General features: G+C 60.6%; 21 protein-coding genes. 11 read left to right on the top strand and 10 right to left on the bottom strand.

The window, feature by feature from the left end:
- Positions 1-21: 21 nt before the first annotated feature.
- From lpxK to EI293_RS09110, 4 genes are all read left to right on the top strand, one after another.
- Positions 22-1,077, top strand: coding sequence for a tetraacyldisaccharide 4'-kinase (gene lpxK / locus EI293_RS09095; RefSeq protein ID WP_246010588.1), 1,056 nt, complete (start codon positions 22-24; stop codon positions 1,075-1,077).
- Positions 1,070-3,133: a putative porin gene (locus EI293_RS09100; protein ID WP_125436808.1), complete on the top strand. Its 2,064-nt coding sequence runs from the start codon at positions 1,070-1,072 to the stop codon at positions 3,131-3,133. The genes lpxK and EI293_RS09100 overlap by 8 nt, the downstream gene beginning before the upstream one ends.
- A 115-nt stretch (positions 3,134-3,248) precedes the next feature.
- Positions 3,249-3,845, top strand: a complete 597-nt coding sequence (gene miaE, locus EI293_RS09105; RefSeq protein ID WP_125436809.1) for a tRNA-(ms[2]io[6]A)-hydroxylase — start codon at positions 3,249-3,251, stop codon at positions 3,843-3,845.
- A gap of 103 nt (positions 3,846-3,948) precedes the next feature.
- Positions 3,949-4,431: a hypothetical protein gene (locus EI293_RS09110; protein ID WP_125436810.1), complete on the top strand. Its 483-nt coding sequence runs from the start codon at positions 3,949-3,951 to the stop codon at positions 4,429-4,431.
- Positions 4,432-4,437: 6 nt separating this feature from the next.
- On the opposite strand, the gene EI293_RS09115 is transcribed toward EI293_RS09110, so the two are convergent.
- Both EI293_RS09115 and EI293_RS09120 read right to left on the bottom strand, forming a co-directional pair.
- Positions 4,438-6,291 (bottom strand): glycoside hydrolase family 2 protein, encoded by a 1,854-nt coding sequence (locus tag EI293_RS09115; RefSeq protein ID WP_125436811.1) that lies wholly within the window; start codon positions 6,289-6,291, stop codon positions 4,438-4,440.
- A 158-nt stretch (positions 6,292-6,449) separates the two neighbouring features.
- The gene (locus EI293_RS09120; protein WP_125436812.1) at positions 6,450-7,727 is read right to left on the bottom strand and encodes an asparagine synthetase B; all 1,278 of its coding nucleotides are present in this window, start codon (positions 7,725-7,727) and stop codon (positions 6,450-6,452) included.
- 243 nt (positions 7,728-7,970) lie between these two features.
- Between EI293_RS09120 and EI293_RS09125 the strand changes: the two genes are divergently transcribed.
- The 3 genes from EI293_RS09125 to EI293_RS09135 all read left to right on the top strand — a co-directional run bounded on the left by EI293_RS09125 (position 7,971) and on the right by EI293_RS09135 (position 11,025).
- A complete protein-coding gene (locus EI293_RS09125) occupies positions 7,971-9,212 on the top strand; it encodes an ABC transporter permease (RefSeq protein WP_125436813.1) in 1,242 nt (413 codons plus the stop codon).
- 79 nt (positions 9,213-9,291) lie between these two features.
- A complete protein-coding gene (locus EI293_RS09130) occupies positions 9,292-9,735 on the top strand; it encodes a hypothetical protein (RefSeq protein WP_125436814.1) in 444 nt (147 codons plus the stop codon).
- Positions 9,736-10,314: 579 nt separating this feature from the next.
- On the top strand, positions 10,315-11,025 hold the full coding sequence (locus EI293_RS09135) for a helix-turn-helix transcriptional regulator (protein WP_125436815.1): 711 nt from the start codon (positions 10,315-10,317) through the stop codon (positions 11,023-11,025).
- A gap of 102 nt (positions 11,026-11,127) precedes the next feature.
- On the opposite strand, the gene mtaB is transcribed toward EI293_RS09135, so the two are convergent.
- The 3 genes from mtaB to EI293_RS09150 all read right to left on the bottom strand — a co-directional run bounded on the left by mtaB (position 11,128) and on the right by EI293_RS09150 (position 14,964).
- Complete coding sequence (mtaB, locus tag EI293_RS09140; RefSeq protein ID WP_125436816.1) at positions 11,128-12,474, bottom strand: tRNA (N(6)-L-threonylcarbamoyladenosine(37)-C(2))-methylthiotransferase MtaB; 1,347 nt, start codon at positions 12,472-12,474, stop codon at positions 11,128-11,130.
- A gap of 55 nt (positions 12,475-12,529) precedes the next feature.
- A complete protein-coding gene (locus EI293_RS09145; RefSeq protein WP_125436817.1) occupies positions 12,530-12,928 on the bottom strand; it encodes a hypothetical protein in 399 nt (132 codons plus the stop codon).
- Between the two features lie 176 nt (positions 12,929-13,104).
- Positions 13,105-14,964: an LTA synthase family protein gene (locus EI293_RS09150; RefSeq protein WP_125436818.1), complete on the bottom strand. Its 1,860-nt coding sequence runs from the start codon at positions 14,962-14,964 to the stop codon at positions 13,105-13,107.
- Between the two features lie 276 nt (positions 14,965-15,240).
- Here EI293_RS09150 and EI293_RS09155 point away from each other — a divergent pair, with 276 nt between their 5' ends.
- A complete protein-coding gene (locus EI293_RS09155; protein WP_125436819.1) occupies positions 15,241-17,430 on the top strand; it encodes a glutamine synthetase III family protein in 2,190 nt (729 codons plus the stop codon).
- Between the two features lie 228 nt (positions 17,431-17,658).
- Here EI293_RS09155 and EI293_RS09160 read toward each other — a convergent pair whose 3' ends face one another.
- Positions 17,659-19,008, bottom strand: a complete 1,350-nt coding sequence (locus EI293_RS09160; RefSeq protein WP_125436820.1) for a phage integrase SAM-like domain-containing protein — start codon at positions 19,006-19,008, stop codon at positions 17,659-17,661.
- A gap of 641 nt (positions 19,009-19,649) precedes the next feature.
- On the opposite strand from EI293_RS09160, the gene EI293_RS09165 reads away from it, so the two are divergent.
- The 3 genes from EI293_RS09165 to EI293_RS09175 all read left to right on the top strand — a co-directional run bounded on the left by EI293_RS09165 (position 19,650) and on the right by EI293_RS09175 (position 21,155).
- Positions 19,650-20,189, top strand: coding sequence for a carboxypeptidase-like regulatory domain-containing protein (locus tag EI293_RS09165; protein ID WP_170170321.1), 540 nt, complete (start codon positions 19,650-19,652; stop codon positions 20,187-20,189).
- A gap of 143 nt (positions 20,190-20,332) precedes the next feature.
- Complete coding sequence (locus tag EI293_RS09170) at positions 20,333-20,755, top strand: hypothetical protein (RefSeq protein WP_125436822.1); 423 nt, start codon at positions 20,333-20,335, stop codon at positions 20,753-20,755.
- A 31-nt stretch (positions 20,756-20,786) separates the two neighbouring features.
- Positions 20,787-21,155, top strand: a complete 369-nt coding sequence (locus tag EI293_RS09175; RefSeq protein ID WP_125436823.1) for a hypothetical protein — start codon at positions 20,787-20,789, stop codon at positions 21,153-21,155.
- Positions 21,156-21,271: 116 nt separating this feature from the next.
- Here the strand turns inward: EI293_RS09175 and EI293_RS09180 are convergent, their stop codons facing one another.
- From EI293_RS09180 to EI293_RS09195, 4 genes are all read right to left on the bottom strand, one after another.
- A complete protein-coding gene (locus EI293_RS09180) occupies positions 21,272-21,613 on the bottom strand; it encodes a hypothetical protein (RefSeq protein WP_125436824.1) in 342 nt (113 codons plus the stop codon).
- A gap of 199 nt (positions 21,614-21,812) precedes the next feature.
- On the bottom strand, positions 21,813-22,226 hold the full coding sequence (locus EI293_RS09185) for a hypothetical protein (RefSeq protein WP_125436825.1): 414 nt from the start codon (positions 22,224-22,226) through the stop codon (positions 21,813-21,815).
- A gap of 111 nt (positions 22,227-22,337) precedes the next feature.
- Positions 22,338-22,757: an STAS/SEC14 domain-containing protein gene (locus tag EI293_RS09190; protein ID WP_125436826.1), complete on the bottom strand. Its 420-nt coding sequence runs from the start codon at positions 22,755-22,757 to the stop codon at positions 22,338-22,340.
- Positions 22,758-23,066: 309 nt separating this feature from the next.
- Positions 23,067-23,510: a hypothetical protein gene (locus EI293_RS09195; RefSeq protein WP_125436827.1), complete on the bottom strand. Its 444-nt coding sequence runs from the start codon at positions 23,508-23,510 to the stop codon at positions 23,067-23,069.
- Positions 23,511-23,570 lie beyond the last annotated feature (60 nt).

Genomic DNA, 23,570 nt, shown 5'->3' on the forward strand with positions numbered 1-23,570 from the left:
CCCGTTGCCGCGCCGTCGCTTATGTCCATGTTACTTACCTACCTGTTGCTGCCCCTGAGCTGGCTGTACGCCGCCGTTATGGCCGGCCGCAACTGGCTCTATGATACCGGCCGCCGGTCCGTGGGTCGCGTCTGGCCGGGACCGGTGCTGAGCGTGGGCAACCTGCGGGTGGGCGGCACCGGCAAAACGCCCCACGTGGCCTGGCTGGTGCGCGAGCTGCTGCGCCACGGCCAGCAACCGGCCATTCTGAGCCGGGGCTACGGCCGCCGCAGCCGGGGCTTTCGCCTCGGCAACCCGCAGGAAACCGCCGCCACCTTCGGCGACGAGCCGTCGCAGCACTATCAGGACTTTGCCGGCGCGGTGCCCGTGGCCGTGTGCGAAGACCGGCAGGCCGGCCTCAACCAGCTGTTTGCTCAACCCGAGGTAGGGACAGTGGTCCTCGACGATGCCTACCAGCACCGCCGCGTACAGCCTCACTTCAGCGTGCTGCTTACGGAGCAGCAGCGGCCTTTTTACCAGGATTTTGTGCTGCCCGCCGGCCGGCTGCGGGAGAGCCGGAGCGGGGCGGGGCGGGCCGATGTGATTATCGTCACGAAGTGTGACCCGCAGCTGAGCTCCGCTGACCAGCAGGAAATTACGCGCCGCATCCGGCGCTACGCCCGCCCGGCGGTGCCGGTGCTGTTTTCCACCTATGTCTACGGCGCGCCGGTGCCGGTGTCCGGGCTGGGGGCCGGACCCGGGGCCGACATCGTGCTGCTGACAGGCATTGCCCAGCCCGGGCCGTTACGGGAGCACCTGGAAGGGGCGGGCTACCGCATCGTGCACCACGCCCGCTTTGCCGACCACCACGCCTTCCAGCCAGAGGAAATAACCCGCCTGGCGGCGCAATTACAGCCTGGCCAGGTCGTTCTGACCACCCAGAAAGACGCTGTGCGGCTGCTGGAACCGGCACTGGCGGCAAGTGTGGCCAATTTGCCCGTATTTTACATTCCTATTGACGTCTGCTTTCTGGCCGACGGGGCCGACCGGCTCCGGGCGCTGCTGACCCCGTACTTTCCGCCCCACGCTGTTGTCTGATTCGTTGCTGATTCCGCTGCCCTTTTCTGTTCTGGCGTCTTCCTCTGGTTCCGTACCCGCGCAGTGCCGGGTACGGCGGGGCGTGGTGCCTGCGGCCCTGCTGCTGGCGGCCGGGCTGGCACCTGCCCTCGGCCACGCCCAGATTCTGGACGACTCCACGAAGGTGCGCTACGGCGCGCACACCACCTTCGTGCTTAAGGAGCGGGATTTGCTGCGCGAGGATACCCTGGGCCGGATGGTTGATACCACCCTCACGCGCCTGCCCCAGCAGCGTTACTGGGCCCACGATACCACGTTTCAGCAGGACCTGGGCAACTTCGGGACGGCCTCGCGCCGCCTGCTCTGGGAGCCCAACCTGAAGCTGGGGGCCCGCCCCGGCCGGACTGTGTTCGACAAGTATGCCCGCAACGCGGCCGATGTGCCGTACTACGATACCCGCTCGCCCTACACGTTTTTTCGCTTCCACCAGGGCAACCCCTACGAGCAGATTTTTGAGCTTTCCTACGCCCGCAGCCTCAAAAAGCACTTTAACGCGGGGTTTGCCTTCGAGCGGTTCGGGGCCAACAAGGCGGTGGCCGTCACCAACACCAAAACCGGCCAGGTGGAGCACAACAACTTCCTGTTCTTTGTTCGCTACGATTCGCCCGAGGGCCGCTATCACGCCATGGCCAACTTCAGCACGGCCCGGCACCGGGCGGCGGAGCAGGGCGGCATTATTCCCCGTCGGCTCACGCCGGACCCGGAAAATCAGGACGATTACGACGAAAACGGGAATATTATCCTCTCGCAGCTGTTCGATTATCAGCGCGAAACGGTTCGGCTGGTGGGCGCTATCAACCGCGACGACCGGGACGAGGTGCGGCTGGCCCACACGTATCGTTTGCTGGGGCGCGGGCTCACGGCCTTTCACATCATCGACTGGAGTCGGCAGCAGAACAAGTACACCGACGATAAGCTGACCTTCGACGACGGGACTTCCCGCTACGACAAACGGCTGCAAAATCTCGCCATTACCGATGACCGGGCCGAGTTCCGGCAGCTGGAGAATACGCTGGGCGTCATGGGTAATTCGCGCAGCGTGGCTTACCGCCTCTATGGCCGGCAGCGCACCTATTCCTGGCGCAACCAGTACCGCACGGGCGTCGTGCCCCTGACCGAGGAGGTTGATGCCTTTCCCCGCGAAACCGGTACCCAGCTGTTTGTGGGCGGCACGGCGGCCTTCCGCTATAAGCAGTTTGCTATTGAAACCGTCGGCGAAATCAAACCTACCGCCGACCTCACCAACCTGGCCAATACCGAATACTTGCTGCGCGGCAATGCCCGGCTGGGTCCGCTGAGCGGCGAAATCCTGTTCAGCAGCTACGCGCCCACGCTCACGGAGCAGCGGTTTTCGGGCAACCACTACATCTGGGACCATACCGCGGGCAGCGCCGCTCCATTCGAGAATACCAACGTGCAGCAGGTGCGGGTGCGGGCCGCCCAGCAGCTGGGCAAGCACTACCTGGAAGCCGTAGGCACGGTGGCCAATATTCAGAACCTGATCTACTATTCGGCCCGGCCCGATGCGTTTCAGGTGGCGGGGCCTCAGCAGCTGGGCACTTCCCGGCAGCTGACCACTCTTATGGCCCGCTACCGGCTTACCTGGGGCAAGTTCGTGGCCGATAACCAGGCTACGTACACTCTTGGAGCCGGCGACGACAACCCCGGCCTGCGGATTCCGACCCTCGTGGGTGAGTCGCGGGTGTACTATCAGGGCTATCTGTTCAAGAAGGCCCTGCTGGGCCAGGCCGGGGTGCAGGCCTACTTCCATTCGCGCTGGAAAGCCTATGACTACAGCCCCAGCATCCAGCAGTTTTTGGTGCAGGACCGCTTCACGGTGCGCAATACGCCGGTGGCCGACGTATTCGTAAGCGGCGACATTGGCTCACTGGGAGTATTCCTCAAAATGGCCTATATCAACCAGTTCCTGCCGCAGTCGGGCTACTTTGCCACGCCTTATTACGCTGCCCTGCCGCGCCGCTTCGAGTTCGGTATCCGCTGGCAGTTCTTCAATTAATCAGTGAACTGGTGAGATAGTGAGATGGTGAGTTGGCTGTTCGAGTCGCGCAAGTGGCGCAAGCCCAACAGCCAACTCACCATTTCACTATCTCACCAGTTCACCTCTGCTCCCCATGAAAGAAAAAACCATTCTGAAGCTGAAGCTGAACTCCGACCCGCGCTGGGTGGATATTGCCAGCAAAAATATCGAGGACATCTTGGTGGATCATGCCTACTGTGAGCAGAAGGCGGCCAGTACTGGGATTTCGCTGATTGTAAAGTACCCTGAGAAAACCCGGCTGGTGGAAGAGCTGACGGCCCTAGTGGCCGAGGAGTGGGAGCATTTTGCCCGTGTGCTGCAGGAGCTGCGCAAGCGCGGCCACGAGCTGGGCCGGCCCCGCCGCGACGAGTACGTGGTGCAGCTGATGACTCACATTCGCAAGGGTGGGGCCCGCGAGCGGCAGCTTATGGATCAGCTGCTGGTAAGTGCTCTGATAGAAGCCCGTAGTTGCGAAAGGTTCAAGCTGTTGTGGAAGCATATTCCCGACCCCGAGCTCAGCCAGTTCTACTACGAGTTGATGGCTTCCGAAGCGGGGCACTTCGTGAGCTACGTGGATCTGGCCAAGGAATACTGCGACGCGCAGGAGGTAGATGCCCGCCTGCAGGAGCTGCTCAAAATCGAGGGCGAAATCGTGACCAACCTGCCCGTCCGCGACGACCGGATGCACTAGCAGGTTTGGCTGACGGAGTATTCTGCGGTGGAATTGTTGCCGCGTTGCTTGTGATATGTCAAACCCTTAGTAGTTTAGGCACCCCTGCCTTTTGCATAACGCTATGAAAAACCTGCTGAAACTTCTGCTTTTACTTCTGTGTGGGCTTCCGATCCAGGGCTGGGCGCAGGCTCCGGCCGAAACGGCTGCGGCTACACTTAACTTCTGTGGCGTCGAGCTACCCGTAAACAGCGGCTGCACGCCCGCCAGCAAGTCCCAGCTGACCTGCTCAACGTATGATCTAAGCTGGATGTACCTGGATTTCAGTGTAATGAAAACCTACCCGGCGCAGTATATCCGGCAGGCGGAAAAGAAGCACAAAGGCACCGAGAAACTGCCGTTCGAGTGTACTATCCTGGACGGCCCGCCAGCGCAGGGTGTGCGCCTGAGCTACCCAACTGAAACCGGCGGGATGGCCTACCAGCTGATTGTGTCCGGCGTAGCGAAAGGCCAGCCGGTACTGATTGATCTGATAATGCCCATCGACCCCGAAAAAACGTCCGATCTGCCCGCCGTAGCGCAACAAATCCTGCGGCTGCCGAAGTAACAGCTACTAGTGGGGCAGGGTAGTGTCCGGCAGTGGAGTAACCGGCTTGTGGGAGGCCAGCAGCCCGGCCGGTACGGATAATTCGCCGGTGTGCGGATCGAGCAGACCGTTGCGTTCCTCCTCAATATTGGTGGCCTGCGTGTAAACGTCGCCCGCCAGAGGACGCTGCCGTAGCTCCTGCTTGAACTGCCGGATACGGTCAGTGCGCTCTTCCGCGCTTTGTGGGCCGCCGTAGTCGGCAAAGCCAAAGCCGCCCCACTCACTGATAATCAAGGGTTTTTGGCGGCCGTAGAAAAATGGGTCGCCGATAACCAGCGGCAGCACGGCTACATTGTTCAGGTCGCCTCGCACCATATGGTCCAGTAGTTCGGCCCAGCGGTTCACATCGGGCGTGTACACATGGGCCGTCAGCAGGTCCGATTTCAGCCGGCCGGCCTGGGAAATGTGCTGCCACCCGTCGTTATCCACCACCAGAAACTGCGGATGGTTGATGTGCAGGTAATGGTACATATCCACGATGTATTGCCGGGTTTCGGGGTTGGTGGCAATATCCTGGGCTCCCCAGTCCTCATTATACAGGCTCCAGATGACTACGGAAGGGTGCGACTCCATCAGGGCCAGCATCCGGAGCAGCTCGGCCCGGTGGTTTTCCCGGCTGCGGGGCGTGGAGGCGTGGGGGCTGGGTACTTCCACCCACAGCAGCAGCCCCAGTTCGTCGGCCAGGTTATAGATGCGCGGGTCGACGCCGGCAATATGCACGCGCACCAGGTTGCAGCCCAAGGCCTGCATGGCGTGCATGTGGCGCTGCATTTGCTCGTAGGTGGCCGTGCCGGGCTGGTACAGGATGCCATCCAGATACGTTGGTTCGTTGTTGAGGTACACATACGTTCCGCGCGACTCAATTTTGCGGAGGCCGAAGTGGGTTTCAATCTGCGCTACGTAGCCTTCGCTGTCGAGCAGCTGGGCAACCAAGTGGTAGAGGGTGGGCGTGCCGGGAGCCCAGAGGCGGGCAGTAGGCAACTCCATTACCACCCGCTGCCGCCGCTGGCCGGCCTCCAGGCGCAACGGAAAATCGGCAGTGGCCAACGGCTGCGGCGCGGTAGCGGTACGGTCAAACACTTGCAGCCGCAGCGTATACAGGCCGGGGTCGTGGATGCGGGTAGTCAGGTCGAAGCGCACCATTTTATCCTCGATGACGCTGTCGACGCCCACGCGGGAGCGGAGTCGGTTGCGCTCCACCAGCTCCAGCCACACGCTGCGCACCGCGCCGGTATAAGTCTGGTACCAAATGCCCCCGCGCTTGTACACGTGCGACTCCTGCTTGCCGCGCGGGGTTTCGGCGTCCATCGTGTCCACAATCCGGACGGTCAGGCGGTTGACCGGGCGCAAATGCTCTTCGCGCAGCTCAAACGAGAAGGAGGTATACTCGCCGTAATGCACGTCCTCGCCCTCGATGGTCGAAAGCAGAAAGCCGTTGAGCCACACCCGGGTTTCGTAGCCGCAGGCCCCGAATGTGAGTTGAAACAAAGAATGCGCGCTGTCGTTGCCCCGCTCCGGCAAGGCAAATTCCCGCTCGTACCACACCACCACCTTATCGCGCCAGCCGGGGCCATCGGGCTGCTCCTGGGCCAGGTGCTCCTCCACCGACCCCGGCCAGCTGGCCGTGCGCGGGTACGGGTGGGCCACGTACCACTGCTCCCGCAGCCCGGCGTCGTCGGGGTCCAGGGCGAAGTTCCACTCGCCGTCCAGCAGCAGGTAGTTGTTTGTGCGTAGGACGGCACGCGGCAGCGGATTGTCCGTGCGGATATCACCCTGGCTGGTGGAAAAGCCGTAGTTGGCGGGGGGAATGGGCGTAGCCATGGCAGCAGAATAGGGGATGAAAATATCCCAACGTGTTTGCTCTCCCGACGGGTACTGCGGCCCGCCAAAAAAAAAAGCCCTGACGTGCAGACGCAACGTCAGGGCTGTTACCAGCGACTCGGCGGTTTTCCGAAATCCGGTAGCGGGGCCGAAATGGCTCAGGTCTTCTGCTTCTTTTTCTTGGCCGCCGGGAAGAGAATGTTGTTGAGAATAAGGCGGTAGCCTGGGGAGTTGGGGTGCAGGCTCAGGTCGGTGGGCTCTTCCTCCACCAGGTGCTGGTAGTCCTCGGGGTCGTGGCCGCCGTAGAACGTCCAGGTGCCTTTGCCCAGCGTGCCGTGCATGTAGCGCACCTCGCCAGAGGCCTTGTTTTCGCCCATTGTTACCACGTCGGGCTTTATCAGCTGCTTGCGGAACGCGGTGGTCTGGCCCATAAAGCCGTGCACCGTGCGCTCGTGGTTCTGGGTGAGCATGGTGGGTACGGGGTCGTACTTGGCCGAGAAGTTGAACAGCTGGAAGTAGTCGTTGTCCTCGTACACGCCCCGCTCGCGCGGGTCCATGTCGATGTTGCTGTACTCGTACTCGTAGGGGTTCATGCGCAGCTGGAAGTTCTGAAAGGCCAGCGTGCGGTTGAAGTTGAGCTTGGACTGCGCGGCCGGGTCGGCGGCGTCGCCGTCGTACATCGTCTCCACCATATCCACGCCCAGGCCTGCCAGGGCAATATCGTAGGAGTCGGTGGCCGAGCACATGGCAAACAGAAAGCCGCCGCCGGCAATGAATTCCTGCATTTTCACCGTCACGGCTCCTTTCATCTGGCTTACTTTGGTAAAGCCGTTGCGTTTGGCGGCCGCCTCAGCGTCGCGCTGCTGCTGCTGATACCAGGGGCGGGAGCGGTAATTGGCGTAGAACTTACCGTACTGGCCCGTGAAGTCCTCGTGGTGCAGGTGCAGCCAGTCGTACTTGGGCAGGTCGCCGCGCAGCACTTCGTCGTCGTAGATTTGGGTGTAGGGAATTTCGGCGTAGGCCAGCACCATCGTCACGGCGTCGTCCCAGGGCTGCTTGCCTTTGGGCGTGTACACCGCAATTTTGGGCACTTTCTCCAGCTTCATCACGTCCATGTTGGCGTTGGGGTCGGCTATTTCCGACAGGATGCTGGTGTACTGGGCTTCGGAAATCACCTGGTAGCTCACGCCGCGCACGGCCAGCTCGTTCTCGGCCCCGGCCACCACGTCGCAGGCGAAGGCCCCGCCCCGGTAGTTGAGCAGCCAGTCCACTTCTACTTGCTTACCCAGCAGCCAGTAGGCCGCGCCGTAGGCTTTCAGATGCTCCTTCTGGGTGTTATCCATCGGGATGAAAATGTGGTTGGCCCAACCGGCCAGGGGTCGGGCCAGACCGGCCACCAGCACCAGCAGCAAAGCAAAAAGGCGGGGAAAATTCATAGCGCGGAAGTAAAATCGGGTGGCAAACCGGTGAACCGGGCCAGGGTAAAGCAGCGTCAATGGTCGGAATCCGGGCAATGCACCAAATCCGCCGAAATCCGTGATTCAAGGTACGGAATCCGGGTGGGAGTTTCGCCCAAAAGCCGTTACCTTGCGCGACCGGCGGTGGCGGTTTTGAGGTCCTCAAGGCCACTTCCGCCGCTTCCTTTTGTTCTGGTCCGTTCTTCGTTTGTCGCCGTCGTTATGCACTTGCTGGAAAACATCAAAGAGGCGTTTCGTTCCATTCACAGCAATCTGCTGCGCACCGTGCTTACGGCCCTGATTGTGAGCATCGGCATTATGTCGCTGGTGGGCATCCTCACGGCCATTGACGCCATCAAAGCCTCGCTCAACTCCACGTTTGCCAGCCTGGGGGCCAACTCCTTCGAAATCAAGGCTAAAGGCTACAGTAACCGCATGCGGCGCGGGGGGGTGCAGGACAAAACCTACCCGGCACTGACGTATCTGCAGGCCCGCCAGTACAAGGCTCAGATCGGGGAGGAGGCCAAAGTGGGGGTATCAGCCTTTATTGCGGGAGCCGTGGAGGTGAAGGCCAACGGGGAGAAAACCAACCCCAACATGCAGGTAATGGCCGGCGACGAAAATTACCTGCTGATTCAAAGCTACAACCTGAAAGCGGGGCGCTCCTTCTCCCAGACCGAGCTGGATAACGGCACCAACGTGGCCATCGTCGGCTCCGAAATCAAGGAGAAGCTCTTCCCCAACCAAAGTCTGCTTGATAAGTACGTCTACCTGCTGGGCCGCCGCTTTCTGGTGATTGGAGAGCTGGAGAAAAGCGGCAGCAGCATGGGCGGCGGCGGCGGCGCCGACCGGCTGATTCTTATTCCGCTGGAAACCGGCAACCAGATGCCGCGCCAGCGTGCCCTGACTTACGACATCAAAACCGCCACCACCGACGCCAACCAGCTCAACTACCTCACCGGTGAGGCCACCGGCATCATGCGCGCCGTGCGCCACGACGTGCTCGGCCAGCCCGACAGCTTCGAGGTGGAGCGTTCCGACTCGTTGGCCGGCAAGCTTGATTCGCTGTCCGGTAACCTGCGGATGGGAGGGGGGCTGGTGGGCTTTATCACGCTGCTTGGGGCCAGTATTGCCCTCATGAACATCATGATGGTATCGGTAACGGAGCGGACCCGGGAAATTGGGATTCGGAAGGCCCTGGGGGCAACGGCCGTGCAAATCCGCCAACAATTCCTGATTGAGGCCATTGTAATTTGCGTGATGGGTGGTACGCTGGGCATTCTGCTGGGCGTGGGTATGGGCAACGGCGTCTCGTTGCTGGTGGGCAGCGGGGGCTTTATTGTACCCTGGCTCTGGATGATAGTGGGCCTGGTAATTTGCGTAACCGTGGGGCTGGCCTCGGGCTACTACCCCGCCAGCAAAGCCGCCGGCCTCGACCCCATTGAGTCGTTGCGGTTCGAGTAGCAGCCACGGGCAGAAGTCCATTGGTCAGGCCGGCAGCGGCACTAGCTACGGGTAGTTTCCGAAGCCGAGTAGTTGCCCTATGATTCCTGGATTAGGATTGTTATTGGCACTGGTTTCACGCCGGCAGCGCAACCAGGCCGCCGAAAACCAGTTGCGCCGGGAACTGTTGGCACATCAGCGCCGGGAGCTGCTGCACGCCCAAATTCCCGATCTGGCCACGGCCCGTCACGCCTTCGGAATCCACTTCGATTCGTTGCACCAACTACTGGTGCACCACGACCCCGCCGGGCTGGGGCCGGATGCCGCGGCTTCGCCTTTGTATCCTGAGTTGGCCCGTACGCTGCTTTACCAGCTGCCCAAAGCGGCCACGCCTGAGCAGCGGCTCGGCCTGCTTCAGCAGGAAATATACCTGTGGTTTGGCCGGGACGTACGCCCACTCGAACCGGATCATGCCCTGACCCAGGCGTTCGAAGCGTGGCAGCAGTCGGAATATGGGCAGGCAAATCAGGTGGCTTGGTCATAGCTCTTCTGACGGAGCGACCCTGTTCAGCCACTAAGTGGGCAGGAGGGAGGCCAGCAACAAACCAGATGGCCGTATGGCGGGGCCACGAAAGTTGTACGAAAGCGTATGGACAGCAGGCTAACTGAACGCCCCGCGCTGGCTCGCTCCGGTTAATCTGCCAGACTACGCCAGAAGCTCCGGGCACCCGCAGAATTCTTCCGGCTGGCAGCTGCGGGCGCAATGGCTTGGTCAGCAGGCAGTGACACTGTGCGGAGAGTAGCGTACAGCGAAACGGCAAACGGCATACATGGGAAATGCGGAGGTGCTATTCCGCGCAACTTGCTGTCTACACCACCCCTGCCAATTATCATTTGATGAGGAGAATACTAGGCGATACACCCTAACTGAAACCGCTGCACCAGCCTCGCTAATGCGTCCGCCTTTGCTCGAGCCGGTAACGTTGTCGTAACTGACACAAGAAATTGGCAACGGTTTCGAACTGCCACCAGGTAGCTTCCCGGACAAAATTCCCGCCTGGTTTCCTGCCAGGGGCGTGTAAAAGAGCAAGCGGATATAAGATACATTCGGCATATTATTCATATGTTTGTATTTGATAAACAAATGAACAATATGGAAGACACCTCGGTAGGGCAGCGCTTTGTACAGTTGATAAACCATTTGGGTATATCCAAGAACGCATTTGCCATGTCGCTGGACAAGACAGCCACGGTTATCCAGCACCTGGTGGAAGAGCGTAACAAGCCAGGATTTGATCTTATCTGCAAGGTTTTTGAAGTTTACCCAAATGTTTCCAAGGATTGGTTGCTGCAAGGCTCCGGCCCGATGCTGACCACTCCCGGCGAAACCCCAAAGCAGGTAAAACTGGCAGAAAAGCCAGAGCACACAGTTGCGGAAGTTCCGGCCGCGGCCGTCGTACCCGCAACAGTTTCATCCGTGGAAGAGGCGGCAATGCCGGTTGCGGTACCTGCTTCCGTTCCGGTGGCTCCAGCTCCGGCTGAATCCCCGACTCCCCGGCCTATACCCCCCGAGCCTGCAACTTCCACGGCTGAGTCCGTTGCTCCCGTTGCTCCGGGCCTAGTTGTGGCGCCGCCGCCCGCAGCGCCGGTAGTAGCTGCCCCAACCGTTGCCGCCACCGCAACTGTTCCGGATGCGGGCGCTTGGCAAACGGCCCTGTACACCCAGCAGATGGCTCACCAGTTGGCCATGGCGGAAATGCGCAATCAGCACCTGCAAGACCAGCAACGCCTGATGCAGCAGATGATGGATCTGATGCAACGGAAGTTGGCGTAGTACCGGTAACTCGGTGAATTCTGATTTACCCAAAAGAAAAACTCCTGACGCTAAGTAGCGTCAGGAGTTTTTCTTTTGGGTAATTAAGTGCCTGCGCCAGCACTAGTGCTGAAAGACCTCAATGCCCATTTCCTCCGCTTCCATCAGGTTCTGCGGATTCACGGTGGTGAGGCGCAGGCGCTTTAATTCGCCCACCAGCAGCGGGTCGTATTTGGCTGCCACCCTAATATAGTTGGGCGTGAAGCCTTCCATCTGGCCATTGGTCACATCGTCCTCGAAGAGTACGGCCGTTTCCAGGCCCGTGTGCTGCTCGTAGAAATGACGCTTCTTCTTTTCGGACAGGCTCCGGAGTTGGGTGGTGCGCTCGTGGCGGTGGCGGTCCTGCACGCGGCCGGGCAGCGTAGGGGCTAGCGTGTTTTCGCGCTCCGAGTACGGAAATACGTGCAGGTAGCTTACGTCCAGCTCGTTCAGAAACTGGTAGGTTTCCAAGAAATCAGCCTCCGTTTCGCCGGGAAAGCCCACGATGACGTCTACGCCGATGCAGGCGTGCGGCATCACCTCCTTGATAAGGCGTACCCGTTCCACGTACAGCTCCCGGCGGTAGCGGCGGCGCATCAGGCCCAGAATCTTGTTGGAGCCCGACTGCAGCGGGATGTGGAAGTGGGGCATAAACCGTTTCGACTGCGCCACGAAGCGGATAATCTCGTCGGACAGCAGATTCGGCTCGCAGCTGCTGATGCGGAACCGCTCGATGCCTTCCACCTCATCCAAAGCCCGCACCAGGTCGAAGAAGTTCTCCTGCCGTTCCCGCTCGGGGCCCTGCAAGCCAAAGTCACCGAGGTTGACGCCCGTCAGCACGATTTCCTTGACGCCGGTTGCGGCCAGCTTTTGCACCCGCTCCACCACGCTCTGCACCGAGCCCGAGCGGCTGGCCCCGCGCGCCAGCGGAATGGTGCAGAACGAGCAGGAGTAGTCGCAGCCGTCCTGTACCTTCAGGAAGGTGCGGGTCCGGTCACCGTAGCTGTGGGCCGCGTGAAACTCGGTGGCCTCGGAAATAGGTGAGGCGAAGACCCGGCCGGGCTGGCCCGCGGCGGGCTTCTGGAAGCCCGCCAGCGTTTCTACCAGCTGAAACTTCTCGGCCGCGCCCAGTACAGCGTGCACGCCGGGTATTTCGGCAATTTCCTGGGGCTTGAGTTGAGCGTAGCAGCCCACAATGGCCACAAAAGCCTCGGGATTGTGCTTGAGGGCCTCTTTCACCACCTTCCGGCACTTGCGGTCGGCGTGGTCCGTGACCGAGCAGGTGTTGATGACGTAGATATCGGCCGCATCCTCGAAGGCAGCCTTCACGAAGCCGTGCTCCTCGAACTGCCGGCCGATAGCCGAGGTTTCGGAGAAGTTGAGCTTGCAGCCCAACGTGTAAAAGGCGACTTTTCTGGTTTCCATTTCCATAAACAAGGCGGCAAAGATACGGCGGAAGTTGCGGGTTTCCGGCAGCAGCGGCGGCCTACAACCCGGCGGCCGGCTGGTTGGTTTCCAGCAGCCGGGTTTCCACGGCCCGCATCAGTCCCGCCAGATCCAGCAGCCGCAGCTCCGGGGCCGACAAAAATATGTGCCAGGGCTCCGTGGCAGCGTCGCGCCGGAACACGGCCGGCAGGGCCGTTTCACGCAGCACCGGGTACTGCCGGGCCAGCTCGTCGCGGTGCAGGAACTGGGTGCGAGCCGGCAGCCGCTCCAGAAACACCCGCCACTTCGGATACATCGTGCGCGCGCCGTACGTGACGGCGCACAGCGAGCAGGGGTAGGTGGCCGGCGCAAAGGTTTTGTGCAGCGTATCCAGCACCCCGTTCAGCCAGCCGGCGTTGGCGTTGTACACGAAAAGCAGCTCGGGTTGGGGGACGTTCATGGGAGTGGAGAAGAGGTTGTTGCCGCAAGAAGTCGGCCGGAGCCGGAAGTTGCAGGTTTCTGGTATGCGCGAGAGTGGACTTGGAGGACAGGTGGCGGAATGTATAGCTTTATAAGGTAAGCCGACCTCAAACAAAGTTTAGGGTATTAGCAATCAAGCTTGGGCCTAGCCCTTTCTTACTTCTTCAGAAAATCTGAAAACGACACCTGCTCATACGCCTGCCCGAACCGCAGCTGGGTATCCGACACGCCCGCATCACGCTCAATTACCTGCCGGGCCACGTTATCGTAAGTCACGGTGCCGGCCGGCGTCACCACCCCGAAGCCATCGGTGAAGCAGTAGAAGGCCGCGCCGCCTGGCCAGGCGGCCGGGGCAGGGGCCAGCAGGTCGCGGCTCCATCGGAAGTCGGTGGCGGACAGCTGCAACTGGTGCAACAGGGTGGCGGCTACGTCGGTCTGGCTGCCGAAGGTGCTGATCTGGCGGCCCCGGGCCGCCGGGCGCAGCGCCCCGCCCGTGAGCAGCAGCGGCACCCGGAACTTCTCGGGGGCGTGGTTGGGCGAGTCGCCGGGCTGGGGGTGGCCGTGGTCGGCTACCAGCACCACCAGCGTGTTGGCCCACCAGGGCTGCCGGCGGGCCTCGGCCAGAAACCGGCCCAGCACGTGGTCGGTGTAGTACACCGAGTTGCGAAAGCGGCTGGCCTCATCGGTGCCCGGGAAGCGGGTAGGCATGGGCACGTCGAAGGGCTCGTGGGAGCTGAGGGTAAAGGCCGTTATGAAGAAAGGTTGCTGCTGCTGGGGCAGCTCGCGCAGCATGCGGGCAAACAGCACATGGTCGTGGGCACCCCATTTGGAGTTTTGGTCCGGGCGGGCGAAGTCGGCACGCTCCGTGAACCGCTCGTAGCCGGCCGTCACGAGGTAGCTTTTCATGTTGGCAAACGCCAGCTCGCCGCCGTGGTAGTAGGCCGAGGAGTAACCCTGTCCGCGCAGCACCCGGGCCAGGTGGGGCAGGCGCTCCGTCTTGCGCGGGTACTTAATAATGGAGGTAGCCGGCTGGTTGGGGTAGCCCGAAAGCAGGGCCACGAGGCCCTTCTGGCTCCGGTCGCCGGCCGCGTAGATGTTCCGGAACGAAACCCCGGTGCGGCTTAGGCTGTCCAGCGTGGGCGTCACGCCCGCCTCGCCGCCCAGATGGCCCACCAGCTTGCCGGTGAAGCTTTCCAGGATAATGAACAGCACGTTGGGCCGGCCCGGGCGCAGCAGCCGGACGGTATCCGGCGCGGTGGGGGCGTATAGTTGCTGCGTCAGGCGGGCAGCGGTGGAATCGGGCAGGAAGGCGTAGCTGCCCGGGCCGGCATTCTGCAGGAAAATCGAGTTAACCACGTTCCAGGGCACGTTCACGGCCGCGTGGTTGGCGAAGGGCACGCTGGAAAAGTACACGTCGCTCTGGTTCACCGGAATCTGCTGCAGGCCCCCGCGCAGCGGCACCACCAGCAGCGCCAGGTACAGCAGTGCCGCCAGTGCCGCCCGGCCCCGCCCGAAGCCAGCCGGCAGCTCGGGCAGGCGGCCCACTACTCCTTTATAAAGAAAACAGCCCAGTACCAGCAACCCCGCAAATAACCCCAGCAGCAACGCCACCGGCGCGCTGCCCGCCGAGGCCGCCGCTTCCTGCGGCGTACTCAGGTATTGCAGCGGCGTGGCATCGAGCCGGAAACCCCAGGCCCGGTACAGCTCCAGGTCGGCGGTAGTAAGGGCCGCCAGTACCACGACCGCCACGGCCGTGAAAAACCGCAGCAGCCGCTCCAGCGGAAACCGCTTCCCCAGCAGGCTGCCCAGCAGAAACACCGCAAACGGTACCACGCATAGGTACGCCGCCGCCGAAGCATCGAGCCGCAGGCCGTAGCCGAAAACGCGGGGCACGGTGCCCGTCGGCAACGCCACCGTGCGAGCCCAGTGGTACAGCAAAAAGACAGCCTTGGCCGCCACGAAATACACCAGCCAGAACAAAAAATAGCGGGGCTGGAACGCAAAGCGGTTTTTCACCCCGCAAAGGTAGAAGCCCGGGCGGTATCAGCGGTACGGGGTGCCGCTTGGAGCACGATATGAATGCAGCGCGCGTTTGGGAGACAAGAAGGGGGGAGTTCGGCTAGTTACTGGCATAACTTTGAGATAACACGGTGTATTTCGAGGGGGTGATAGGTAGATAGAAGGTGTTTATCGAAAAACAAGGTGAAAAATTATGGGGTGCTTTGTAAAATGTGGAATGTTGCCCCTACCTTTGACCTACTAACCCTGATTATTCTCACGCTTAATTCTGGCATGGCAATTCTTCGCTTTAAAGCTCTCGAACTCGTTGACCAGCGCCAGCCGCTGGCCGTCACTATTTCGGGTGAGCGCCGCTCCGAAACGTTCGGCAAGAACGTGTTCAACCTCGACGCCATGCGGGCTACGATGCCCGGCGAATACTTCAAGAAGCTCCAGGCTGCCATCAAGCAAGCCTCGCCGGTAGAGCGCAGTGTGGCCGACGCCGTGGCTTCGGCCATGAAAACCTGGGCCATGGCCAAGGGTGCTACCCACTACACGCACTGGTTTCAGCCCCTCACCGGTGCTACCGCCGAAAAGCACGACTCCTTCTTCGACCTGAGCCCCGACGGCCGGCCGATTGAGAATTTCAAAGGCTCGGCGCTGGTGCAGCAGGAGCCCGATGCCTCGTCGTTCCCCAACGGCGGCATCCGCAACACCTTCGAGGCCCGCGGCTACACGGCCTGGGACCCCACTTCGCCCGCCTTCATCATTGAAACCGCCGGGGCCAAAACCCTGTGCATCCCCACCATCTTCGTCGCCTACACCGGCGAGGCGCTCGACTACAAAGCCCCGCTGCTGAAGTCGCTGGCCACTCTGGAAAAGGCCGCCGTGGATGTGTGCCAGTATTTCGATAAGGACGTGCAGCGCGTGCATACCACGCTGGGCATCGAGCAGGAGTACTTTCTGGTCGATAAGGCCCTGTACAGCGCCCGTCCCGACCTGGTGATGACCGGCCGCACCCTGTTCGGCCACGCGCCGGCCAAGGGTCAGCAGCTCGACGACCACTACTTCGGCTCGATTCCGGCCCGCGTGCACGCCTACATGCTGGAATACGAGGAGGAAGCCAACAAGCTGGGCATCCCGCTGCGCACCCGCCACAACGAGGTGGCCCCGCACCAATTCGAGTGCGCCCCTACCTTCGAGGACGCCAACCTGGCCGTCGACCACAACCAGCTGCTCATGGATATCATGGAGCGCGTGGCCGATAAGCACAACTTCAAGGTGCTGTTGCACGAGAAGCCTTTCGCGGGCGTTAACGGCTCGGGCAAGCATAACAACTGGGCCATGAGCACCGATACCGGCGTGAACCTGCTGGCTCCCGGTCGTCGCCCGAAGGAGAACCTACAGTTCCTGGCGTTCTTCATCACCACCATCAAGGCCGTTCACCGCTACGCCGATTTGCTGCGTTCCAGCATCGCCTCGGCCAGCAACGACCACCGTTTAGGCGCCAACGAAGCCCCGCCGGCCATCATGTCGGTCTTCGTGGGCTCGATGCTCGACTCGGTACTGGATGAGCTGGAGCGCACCGCCAAAGTGCCCCTCGACAAAGGCGACAACATCTACCTCAAGCTCGGCATTGATAAGATTCCCGCCATCCTGCTCGACAACACCGACCGGAACCGCACCTCGCCCTTCGCCTTCACTGGCAACAAGTTCGAGTTCCGGGCGGTCGGTTCCTCGGCCAACTGCTCCTCGGCCATGACCACGCTCAACGCCATTGTGGCTGAGCAGCTCATCGATTTCAAAACCTCCGTTGACAAGCTCATTGCGGAAGGCAAGAAGAAGGAAGTAGCCATTGTGGAAGTGCTGCGCGAGTACGTTATCAGCTCGAAAGCCATCCGGTTTGAAGGTAACGGCTACTCCGACGAGTGGAAGGAGGAAGCCGCGGCCCGGGGCCTGAGCAACGTTCCGACCACGCCTCAGTCGCTGGACGCCATGGTGGCGGAGGATGCGGCTTCGCTGTTCCAGCGCCACAACATTTTCTCGCATGTGGAGCTGCACGCCCGCCACGAGATTCTGCTGGAAGATTACATGAAGAAAATCCAGATTGAAAGCCGCGTAATGGGTGATCTGGCTATCAACCACATCATTCCCACGGCGGTAGCCTACCAGACCAAGCTCGTGACCAACGTGCGCGGCCTGCGGGAGCTGGGCCTCGATGACGAGAATACCACCGTCACGCTGGATACTATCAAAGCCATTTCGCGGCACATTACCATCATCAAGACCCAGGTGGATGAGATGGTGAAAGCCCGCAAGGTGGCCAACAAGATTGACGATATGCGCGAGCGGGCGGTAGCCTACTGCGACGAAGTCAAAACGCATTTCGACACCATTCGCCGCTCCGTGGACAAGCTGGAGCTGATGGTGGCCGATGAGGACTGGCCCCTGGTAAAGTACCGCGAACTGTTGTTCCGGCACTAAGTCCAGAGTCAGAATCGGGCCGGAGTTGGGTGGGAATTTTCTCCGCGCCACGATTTCAGAAAAGCCGTTTCCGGGTGGGGACGGCTTTTTTTTGTGCCTGCATCTCGCTGCCTACTTAAAACGCCCTGCCGGCAGCATGCAGGGCGTTTTGCTTTTTGTCTGTAGGCATCGGTAAGCAGCATTATGCAGCGACCCGCCCCCAATCCGCCCCCAAATCAGCCCCCATTTTCAGGCGCCCTTCCGGGCCGTGCGGCGGTAGCTTTCGAGCAGCTCCTTCTCGTCCGTGCCCAGGTAGCGGATGAAGCTCTTCTCGGTCTGGTGGCCGGTGGCCAGCATCACTTCCGTGCGCGACATGCCCTGGTAGATTTTCAGCGTGACGAAGGTTTTGCGGCCCACGCGGCTGGTTACGTTAATGCGGGAGATGCCGGCCAGGCGCGCAAGGTGCGGCAGGTAGTCGTCGAGCGTAGGCACATCGGGCAGGCACGTGGGCAGGCCCCAGCTGGCGTACTGCTCCACCAGGGCCACGGGCTTGAACACGTCGTCGTCCAGGAAAGGAATGATGCAGACAATGCCGGTTTTGCCGGTCGCTAGTTTGATCAGCTCCCCGTGGATGTGCTGCGGCCCCATGCGGTCAGCATCGGAAATGCGCAGGCCGGTGTAGCAGCACTGCAAAAACTTGTCGCGCGCGTACGCGATGCGCTCCTGGTGGTCGGCCACCTGGAGTGGTGGCCGGCCCCGGCCCGGGGTGACTGGTACCGGCGGGAAGTGCTCGGTTAGGTACGCCGTTACGGCCGACGTGCTTAGGTCCAGCTGCGCCCATTGGCGCAGCTCAGCGGCCGTCAGGAAGTCGGCCCCGACGTACTGCTCGGGCGTGGCCCAGCGGTGGAATTTGCTGGTAGTGGGCAAATCCCGCTCCTCGCACCAGTAGAGGAAGTTTTTAATGTTTTTGATGTAGCCGCTGAAGGTGTTGACCTTGTTGCCGAGCACCGTGAGCTGGTAATCCTGGAACTTGTCGTAGAAGTGCATATCCATGCGCTGGAAGGTGAGCGGATATTTCTTCACTTTACTGAACTCCTCCAATTCCTCGCTCAGGTGGCGCAGCCGGCGGCGGTACGTACTGCTGAGGCCGGCCCCGCTCCGGAGCGACACCTTGGATTCCATGTAGTCGCACCAGTCGCTCATGTATTCCAGCAGGGTGCGGGGCCTGGTGGCCACCGTGGGCAGCGCCGGCAGCTCCGCCACCGGCGTGCCCTTGGCCTCGGCGGCCAGACGCTGGTACCGCACCCGAATTTCTGCCTCCATGCGTTCTACGTCCCACCGCTCGCCGTTGCGCCGGGCGTCCTGGTGGGCGTCGACGGCCGCCCGGGTCCAGCGGTCCAGGATGGTGTTGGTGACATCGGCGAAGGTGCCGGGCTTATCCTTGACCCGGCCCTGCTTCTCGTTCCAGTCGCCGGGCCGGCAGGATTCAGAGGAGTTGAGGCGTAGGCGCAGGTTGTCCCAACGAAAAATCAGGCGAATCGGGGCGGTGCCCTTCTTCTTGGACAGGCGCTCCAGCCGCAGCTCCCGCGTTACTTCCATGGCACAAAGAGAGGGGGTAGGTTGATGGGATATAATGACAGTGGCCTGCGCAGCACGAAGCTACGCAGGCCACAACACAACCAGTAGAACAGCGGGTTCAGTTACCGGGCTTGGCGCTTGAGCAAGTAGTGGGTGCGATTCTTCGTGCCGTAGGGTAGCACTTCCCAGCCCTGGGCCACCAGAAAATGGCCATTCCCCTCGTAGTTTTTGGGTCGAGTAGTAGGGCGTGCCCCCAGGAAAGGAAGGGAACTGCCTACGGTTTAGCTTATACCGAGACAAACTGGCAAGTATAGCAAATAACGTATTTAATATGAATGATTTTCCTAAAATGGGATAATTTGTTTGTCTTGTAAAAGCTGCGTTTCAACTGGTAGAAATACATGATCAACGAAATTATACAAGCGTACAAACGCCACTGCTGTGTATAGGAAGCAACTTTGTGCCTGATTGTTACTTATTACCCTACTCACGACTTCCCTTACATAGCACACCTCTACAATCTCAAAATGAAACTAAGTGCGACTCCATTTCACCCGGTGACGGGGGAATTGCTGCCGGCTTATAGGGACGCGTATCTACGCGGTGACCTATCCAGCCAGAATACGGAACTCGTTGACGCGTTCCTCAAAGCAGATAAACAAGTGGCCGATGAAACGATCAGCCGCTTTTACGAACTCAAACAAAAAGGACACCAGGTAAAGCCCGTGGGCTGGGTGCAACGGCAGTTCGAGCTGATGCGCACCGAGCCAGAGCGGTTTCGCCGTCGGGCGGCTTCCCTTATCGTAGGCAGCGCCTTGGTAAGCGGGGCCGTATTCGCCGGGGCCAACTTGCCCAACACGCCTACGGAAGCCATGCCCGCTTCGAGCGAGCTAGTCGAGTCGGCTGCCGAGGCTAACGCGTTACGCGTTTCCACGGTAGCGGGCCGCATTCTGAATGAAAACGGTAAGCCCTTGGTGGGCGCTACCGTATGGGTGAAAGGCACCCGTACGGGCGTTAGCACGGATGCTGACGGCCAGTACACGCTGCGCATGGCAGCCGGGCAGCCTGCCACGCTGCAGTACGCATACGCGGGCTACAAGGAAGAGGAAGTGATTCGCTCCAAAGGCGGTACGGCCAACGTCACGCTGTTGCCCCGCACTGGAAAGGTCGCCCCGGCTAAAAAGCGCTGGCTGTTTTTCTAACCCGATAATCCAGCGCGCCCCCGGCCCCGGTAGTTCGTGGGAAGTCCACCGGAGCCGGCGGCGCGCTGTGAGCCCGGCCCCAGCGCGCCTGGGGTACCCTGTTTTCATCAACGCCTACACTCACCGCTAACTCAAGCAGCTGCATGCGCATCCCTTTTTTAAACCAGCTGGTGGTGAAAAAAATCACGGGAGATGCCGTGGGCGCTACGCGCTCCAGTGCGGAAACGCTCATTCAGCACCTATTGCGGGAACTGCCCGAACTGGTAGCCGTCGCGGTGGTAGATGCTGCCTCCAGCAAAATGGTGGCCGCCTACACGGCGACGCCCAAATTCGACCCTTACAAGCTCACGGCGCGCAGCACCGACCTGTTCCGGGGGCTGCAACGGATGCTCTCCGCCCCGTGGCTACAGGGCCAGCAGGTAACCGACCTGGTGGTGGTGCTCGATGAGCAGCTGCATTGCCTGCGCCCCGTTGGCCAGGGCCGGCAGATCGCCTACCTGGTAGTTCAGCTAGCCGATTCCAACATGTCGCTGGTGCGGGATATTCTGCGCCGGCACGCTTTCTAACGTTTTTTATACACCTTCTTTTTTCGCGTTCATGTCCACGTTGACCCCCAACCAAGTAATTCAAAACATCCTGAAAGAACTGCCCTCGCTGATAGCCGTAGCCGTGGTGGAAACGGAAACGGGTATGCCCTTGGCGCACCATTCGAACCTGGCCTCGTTTGATGCCGAAACCGCCGCCGCCTACAACACGGAGGTAGTAAAGCAGAAGCTGAAAGCCATTCAGGCCTTGAAGTTGAACCAGACTATCCAGGACATCCTGCTGACGCTGACCGACCAGCTGCACCTGCTCAAGCTCTCAACCGACGGTGGTAAGTTCATCTACCTGGCCGTGAACTCGGCGGATACAAACCTGGCCATGGCGCGTCAGATTGTAAAAAGCCAGGCCGCCGTCCTCAACTAGGCCGCCCCGCGCTTCCAGTAACCGAAAAGGGCCCGCCGACCAGCTGTTACCAGCTGCCGGTGGGCCCTTTCTGTAGGTGGTGCAGTACGCAACCCGCTGCGCCGCCCAGTGAGTGACTACCGGGCCCGGCGCTTGAGCAGGTAGTGGTTACTGTCCTCAGCGCCGTAGGGCAGTACTTCCCAGCCCTGGGCCGCCAGAAAGTTCAGGGCGGCCGCCTCATCGACAAATACCTTGTCATGGCCGTTCTCCTCATAGCGTTTAAGCCTGGGGTTAGGCGTTACGCCATCCTGGAAGGCCAGCTCATATCCGCCGCCCAGCAGGGTATAGATGTAGGCAATGCCATACTGGGCGGGAGCCGCCGCAGCGGGTGTTGCGCTGGGCGGTGTGGAAGATTGGGCCAGGGCGGCCGGGGCCGCTGCCGATGTGAGCAGCAGCAGTAGTAGTGGACGGCGGAACATAGATAGAGGGAGTAAAGGAAGGAATGTGATGAGAAGACAGGCGCAATAATTACGCCACATGGGGGAGTGGGACGATGGATAAAACAGCAGTGGCCTGCGTCGCACGAAACGACGCAGGCCACACACAGCCAGTAGAACAGCGGGTTTAGTTACCGGGGCCCGGCGCTTGGGAAAAGGAAAAGAAGCGGTGGCTGAATACCTAATTGGGGGCCTGCAGGTCACAGGCCCAGGTGCGGGCGGCGTGCAGGTCAGAGAAGTAGCGCAGTTCGATGGGCAGGCTTTCAACCGGATAGGTGTATTCCTCTTGAATCAAGGAGCGGTTGAGCCAATCCTCCGACTCCAGCATGGCCAGGCGGCGCAGGCCCCCGGCGGCCAGGGCCGGCAAAATATGCGTGCCTACCCAGGCCAGGTCTTCGCGCTCCATTGGGCCGAGCTGCCGGTCGTCGGCGACCCACCCGGTGGCTTGGTACTGCTGCACGTAGGTGACGGCCTGCAGCACAGCCTCCCGGAAGAAGGAGCTGCTCACGTAGTCTCCCCACACCGCTTCCAGCGCGTTGCAGCCAATGTTGTGCAGGTAAAAGGTAACGAAGGGAAAGGAGGCCAGGTGCACCATCGAGTAGCGGTGTGAGAGGGCAGGTCGTCTGTTCGAAGGGCAGAAAGTAGCACCGGAAGGGACACCATCCTACGGCGCGCTAGTCCCGGGCGGAGATAAAGGACGGCTATCCTACCGGGCCTGCTGCTGGGCGGCCTGGAGCCAGCGTTGCGCGTCCTCGATATTATCGAACATGTGCATCTGCAGCTGGCCCTCGAAGCCCAGCAGCATGGACGTGGCCGACTGGGCCGCCAGCGACTCGGAGCTGACGATGTGGGCGAAGTGGGTCAGGCCGCTGGCAATGGCGCGCGGGGCCCAGTTGGTGACAATCCACTCCACGGCATGGTCCCAGGGGCCGAGCACCTGGCGGTTGTCGTTGAGCAGGTAGGCGCAGGCGTGTTCCTCCAGCGTGGGCAGGCAGGCATCGGCCCCGGCGATAATGCCAGTGTAGGTCTGGTAGCCGATCCAGTTGTTGTACACCCACTTGTTGGCCGGGTCGTAGGCAATGGTCAGGTAGACCTTGCCAAAGCCGTTAATCAGTTCAGTAGGCATTGGGGGAAGCTAGGAGGGGGTAGGCATAGAAAAAAAGTGCTACCGCAAAAATAGCTCCGTTAGAGTTGGTAGGTGCTCCCGTTCCCGAAGAAACTACCAGACCGGGCCGCCCGCCGCTCAGGCGTTACCCAGGCACCGCTGATTCTCCCGCCACGGGCCGGCGCAGCAGGTCGCGGGCTGAGGAGGCTGCAGCCCACAGGCAAAGTGCTGAGCCGATCAACACCAGTTGCGTAGCAGACGCGTTACTTTATGCACGACTTGCCGGTAGTACTTGTTAGCTATTCGGTAAAAAGTAGAACAGGTACGTAATTAGATTTTCTTTAGATGGGTATAACTCAGCCAATAGCCATCAGCTAGTGGGGAGGGCGTGTTGAATTTCAGAATAAGCTCTTCTGCCGTTTCTTGCTCAACGAAGATTTGAGTCGGCTTCCACGTTCCCGGATCTATGCGGAGTACATTTAGGGTATTTCCGTCTCGAGTATAGCTGAAATTGTAGCTATTGGGGTAAAAATGCATGGCAAGCGTGTTGTCGGTAAATCGATACAATTCATAATACTGGGGAGGTACAGAGCCTGTGCGCGAACGTTCAGTACCGTCAGGAGCATATGACACCGTATTGTGGTAAAGAACCTCCCAGTCGCCTTTCAGAAAGGCAATAGAGCCAGGCTGTGGCTTTTGCTCTTCTTCTTTAGAGCAAGCAGCAGCTATAATAACCAGGCATAAACTCAGTAGCAGCGTATAGAAGCGGGCCATGTGAAGGGTAGAAATGTACACTATCGATGTTTCGGCAAAGATATACCGCTACATCGTTCA

Source organism: Hymenobacter perfusus (genome assembly GCF_003944765.1).
GTDB classification, from domain to species: Bacteria; Bacteroidota; Bacteroidia; order Cytophagales; family Hymenobacteraceae; genus Hymenobacter; species Hymenobacter perfusus.